The 4406-nt window shown below is 70.0% G+C and carries 4 protein-coding genes and 2 pseudogenes; 4 read left to right on the forward strand and 2 right to left on the reverse strand.

Annotated features, from left to right (window positions below):
- Positions 1-74: 74 nt before the first annotated feature.
- Positions 75-269: pseudogene (locus tag AOK00_RS41655) on the forward strand (hypothetical protein); the annotation flags it as partial.
- Positions 270-409: 140 nt separating this feature from the next.
- Positions 410-813: pseudogene (locus AOK00_RS37815) on the forward strand (transposase); the annotation flags it as partial.
- Between the two features lie 35 nt (positions 814-848).
- Here AOK00_RS37815 and AOK00_RS32850 read toward each other — a convergent pair.
- On the reverse strand, positions 849-1415 hold the full coding sequence (locus AOK00_RS32850; RefSeq protein ID WP_301554237.1) for a GNAT family N-acetyltransferase: 567 nt from the start codon (positions 1413-1415) through the stop codon (positions 849-851).
- Between the two features lie 74 nt (positions 1416-1489).
- The gene (locus AOK00_RS32855; RefSeq protein WP_055603812.1) at positions 1490-2428 is read right to left on the reverse strand and encodes a MerR family transcriptional regulator; all 939 of its coding nucleotides are present in this window, start codon (positions 2426-2428) and stop codon (positions 1490-1492) included.
- A gap of 451 nt (positions 2429-2879) precedes the next feature.
- Between AOK00_RS32855 and AOK00_RS32860 the strand changes: the two genes are divergently transcribed.
- Positions 2880-3278, forward strand: a complete 399-nt coding sequence (locus tag AOK00_RS32860) for a hypothetical protein (RefSeq protein WP_055603813.1) — start codon at positions 2880-2882, stop codon at positions 3276-3278.
- Between the two features lie 702 nt (positions 3279-3980).
- On the forward strand, positions 3981-4406 hold a 426-nt coding region (locus AOK00_RS32865; protein ID WP_437441462.1), incomplete at its 3' end, for an eCIS core domain-containing protein.

A 4406-nucleotide genomic window follows, 5' to 3' on the forward strand; every position in this document is an offset into this window, starting at 1 on the left:
GTCCGGGGGTGGGCGGGTGAGGTGAAGACTCTGCATGAGCGGTTCGTGCACCGTTTTTGCCAGGTCGGAGCCGCGTGAGTCGGCACTTGCCTATATGCGGGGGGGGCCTGATCGCTCCGCTGGAGCGGAAGAACGGGTGGACGCTGGCGGAGGAGGCCGGGCATGCGGGTCCGGAACGGATCCACCGGCTGTTGAACCGGATCGACTGGGATGCGGAGAAGGTCCTGGACGATGTTCGCGAGTATGTCGTGGAGCCTCTCGGCGACCGGGAAGCGGTGCTGATCGTCGACGACACCGGATTCCCGAAGAAGGGGGCAGGTCGGCCGGGGTCCAGCGGCAGTACTCGGGAACGGCGGGGCGGACGGAGAAGTCGCAGATCGGAGTCTTCCTCACCTATGCGGCTCCGCGCGCGCTGGGCTTTTGGAAGGCCCTGGCCGAGGTCTTCCCCACCACCCGCGAACAACGCTGTCGGGTGCACAAAACTGCGAACATTCTGGACGCCCTACGGAAGTCGGCCCAACTCGCCGCCAAGCGGGCTGTCCAGGACGTCTATAACGCCGAGGACAAGGACCACGCCCGCTTGCGCACCACAAGTCCCATCGAATCGACCTTCGCCACCGTACGGCTCCGGACCAGGTAACCAAGGGTGCCGGTAGCCGAGCCGCCGCACTGGGCATGGTGTTCAGGCTGATCGAATCCGCCCAGGCCCGCTGGCGCGCGGTCAACGCGCCCCACCTCGTCGCCCTGGTCCGGGCTGGCGCCCACTTCGAACGCGGCCACCTCGTTGAGCGCCCCGAGACCCTCGCCGCATAGGCGGCCTCAACCGATCCACCGACGTCGAGTGGACCTCAGACATCCATGCGCCGTATGTGCAGATGGCCATCGAGAGGGAAGCTGGGGGGCGCTGCGGGCAGAACTCTGTCGAACTCGTACCGGCTCTTCCGGGCAACGCGGCACGACGCGAGGTTGTCCTCCTGATGAAGGAGTTCGAGACGTTGCAGCCCGGCGGCCCCGAAGGTGTCGAAGGCCCAGCCGGTGAGAACCTCTAGAGCGCGGGGGGCCACTCCCCGCCCGCGAGCGTGCGCCGCGGTCCAGTAGCCCACCTCCGCCGCCGGTTTGCCGGGGGCGGCTTCCTTGAGGACCACGTTGCCCACCAACTGGTCGCGAACTGACCCGGGTTGCACCTCAAGGACGGCGAAGCCGAACCGGTCCCCCGCTGCCCAGCCCCGCTGCTGGGCCTGCACCCACCGTGCCCCGTCAGCATCGTTGTCCACGACAGAGCTCGCCCACTGGCGCAATGCGGGATCCCGGCTCACCTCGACCAGTGCGGCAACGTCCTCCATCCGCCAGGGGCGAAGAACGAGAGCGGGAGCAGTCGGCGTCGCTCCCGCCTGCAGTATGACGGGGGCATTCACCAACCGATCATATGCGGCGGCGTTTTCACCCGACGCCAGCCGCGTCCGGCCCATGCCGCCTTGCGGCCGCCCCGTCATTGCTGTGTCCGGACGCGCAGAGCCTGGACGGACCAGTCGAACACCGGCGCCAGGCTCTCCGGGGCCGGCCAGCCGTTGACCACTGCGAGCAGCTGGAGGTACCGCTCCCTGCGGGGGTCGTTCACGCTCTCCAGGCGAGTCGCCAGCCGGCGGCGAAGCTCGATGTCGGCGGGGAGGCCGAGGAGGTGCGCGTAGTGATCCGTGAGCGCCGCGACGATCGGATCGGCCTGGGGTGAGGCCGGGTCGATGCCGGCGGTCAGGGCAGGGCCGGCCTGGTCACGGACGGTTGCGGCGATGTCGCGGCGCGGGCCCGTGGTGCCGCTGCGGGCCTGCTCGGCTGCCTGATCCTCGGCCGTCCGCCGCACGCTGGCTCGAAAATCCGGATCCTTGGACATTTCGGCCAATTCCACCCACGCCTGGACCTGCTCCGCTTCCGGGTTGTCGGGCAGCTCGGGGGTCATCGAGCGCATCACCCCCACGAATGCGGGGACGGCGTCAAGACCGCCGAAGACGGCATCGAGGAAATCGCCGATCAGACGTCGGCGTTCGTCCTCGGAAAGCTGGGCAAGCTTGTGCATGAGATCCGTCTCCTCAGGGGTGGACCCGCGTTTGGCCACCGCCGTCAGCACCGCGCGGCGCAGGCGCAAAGTGCCGATCTGCACTGCCAGTGCTTCGGCGTGCGCCGCGGCGACCTCGGGAAACGAGAGCTCCCGGTCCAGGACCTTCCGGATCGTGGGAAGGTCCAGTCCCAGTTCGCGCAGGGTTCGCACAAGGTCCAGGCGTGCAGCGGCATCTATGTTGTAAAGGCGGTAGCCGGCCGGGCTGCGGTCAGTCGGCGCCACGATTCCGCGATCGGAGTAGAACCGGATGGTCTTGACCGTGAGGCCGGTCCGCCGAGCGAGCTCGCCGATCGAGTAAAGCGTGTCGCCGTCCATGCCCCCACCTTTGCGTCTCCCCCTACTGGAGACTCAAGCCCATCCATCTGCCGACAGCCAACCACTCTTTGTCCACAGGTCTTGACAATTCCTCCGCACAATACGGCGGGCCGGACAATGCAGGTGCAGTTGGAGGCCTCCTGTCTAGCAAAGCCTGGACAGGCAGAACGAGGCGCTGGCACTGCTGCGGACCGCGGATGACGAGGGGCTGTTCACGAGCGTTACCGTCCGCCTGGCTGAGATGCTGCTCCAGCACGCTGTCCAGCGGCAAACCGTCAGGCCGCGGGACGGGCCTCCCCTTCGACACGGCCGGTCCGCGTGCGCGGAGCCCTCACCCCGGTCCGCTGCGAACGGAGCAGGACTACAGGGGTCCACGTCGGACCCGACGTCTGGTCCGGCACCGGCTGCGGTAGTTTGAACGCGTTCAAGGCATCGGATTCTGAGGGCGGCCATGCGGATCACCGCGCGCGAGAATGTTCATCCGTGGCAGGTCGGCCTGGCCGCGTGCGCCGTGGTCACCCCGCTCACGCCGGTCATCGCCTCCGGCGACCCCTTCTTCGTACTCCCCTTCGTGGCCGCGACCACGATGCTGACCGCGGTACCGCTGTTCCTGTACGCCCGCCCCTCCGCCTTCCAGTGGGCCACCGGGACCATCGCGGCGGTGCTGCTGCCGTGGTCGCTGATCGGCTCCTGGGTCGGGATGCTCGTCTTCTCCCCATCGGTCCCCCTCCTGCTCCTCTCGGCGTTCTCGGACCCGCGCCGGCGCCCGAGGGCCGCCAGGTTCCTGGCCGGGGCTGGTCTCCTGCTGGCAGCGGCGGTGACGCTGTACTGGTGGGGCCGCGGGTACTGACTGACTGTTTCAAAATGAGGTGCGCAGGCGGCCCGTCACGCCTCCGGCAGCGGAAGCCCTCGGGCGGGGGTGGCGTTGCGGATGCGGCTCGCACTGCTCTGCGGCCGGCCGGAAGGGGGACCGCCGGGACGCGACGCCGGCCGTTGACAGGTGGGGTGGCCGCCCGCGTGCCCGTAGGGGCCGACCGGTCTGTGGCCGGCGTCGGAGCTCAGGCGTCGGCGAGGGCGCAGAGCCCGCCCCCTCTACGCTCAGATCATCAAGATCCACCCGAGTCCGGGTTGCCCGTTCGCCCGTCGGACGCTGCCCTGGCGGACGTTGTGCCCCGACGGCCCCGTCGACCGGACAGGGAGGAAAGTTCCCGCCCCGCGCCCTTCAGGGGGATTTCCACGCACGCCAAGGACGCACCGAAGCCGTCGACCGCGAAGAGGGCAGAGGCGGGCGCTCGTCGCGACGGGCCGCGCGGCGGCACGGTCCCCCTACCGGTGTCGGCGGTGTCCTGTCCCCGCAGACGGTCCTCGCCCTCCAGCGCACGATCGGCAACGCCGCCGACTCCCGGCTGGTCGAGGACTCCCGGCACCAGCACGGCGCCGGCTGCGGCCACGCGCAGAGCCCCGACGCCGCGCCCGCCCCCGTACAGCGTTCCGCCGCGCACGGCGTCCTGCGCAGCTTGGGAGCCCCCTCGACGACGGCACCCGCCCCGACATGGAGTCCCGCCTCGGCGCCGACTTCTCCGACGTACGCGTGCACAACGACAGCGCCGCCCGCGCGTCCGCAGCCGAGATCGGCGCCCGCGCCTACACCTCCGACAACCACATCGTCATCGGCGACGGCGGCGGCGACCGCCACACCCTCGCGCATGAGCTGACACACGTCATCCAGCAGCGTCAGGGCCCGGTCTCCGGCACGGACAACGGCTCCGGTCTGCGCGTCTCCGACCCCTCGGACCGCTTCGATCGGGAGGCCGAGGCAAACGCCCGGCGCGCGCTGTCGGGCTCGGCTCCGCGGCGCAGGCTGCCGCGCAGCCCGTCCAGCGCGCGACCGGGAGCACGCAGCACGCAGCCCTCCGTTCAGCGGGTGCTGACGGAGCAGGAGGAGACGACGTCCTCGTCCTCCTCCTCCTCCTCCTCC

This window comes from Streptomyces aureus, assembly GCF_001418135.1.
GTDB lineage: Bacteria > Actinomycetota > Actinomycetes > Streptomycetales > Streptomycetaceae > Streptomyces > Streptomyces aureus_A.

Bases quoted from the DNA above. Each gene is read 5' to 3' on its own strand.
- AOK00_RS32855 (WP_055603812.1), bottom strand. From the start codon at position 2,428: ATGGACGGCGACACGCTTTACTCGATCGGCGAGCTCGCTCGGCGGACC.
- AOK00_RS32860 (WP_055603813.1), top strand. From the start codon at position 2,880: ATGCGGATCACCGCGCGCGAGAATGTTCATCCGTGGCAGGTCGGCCTG.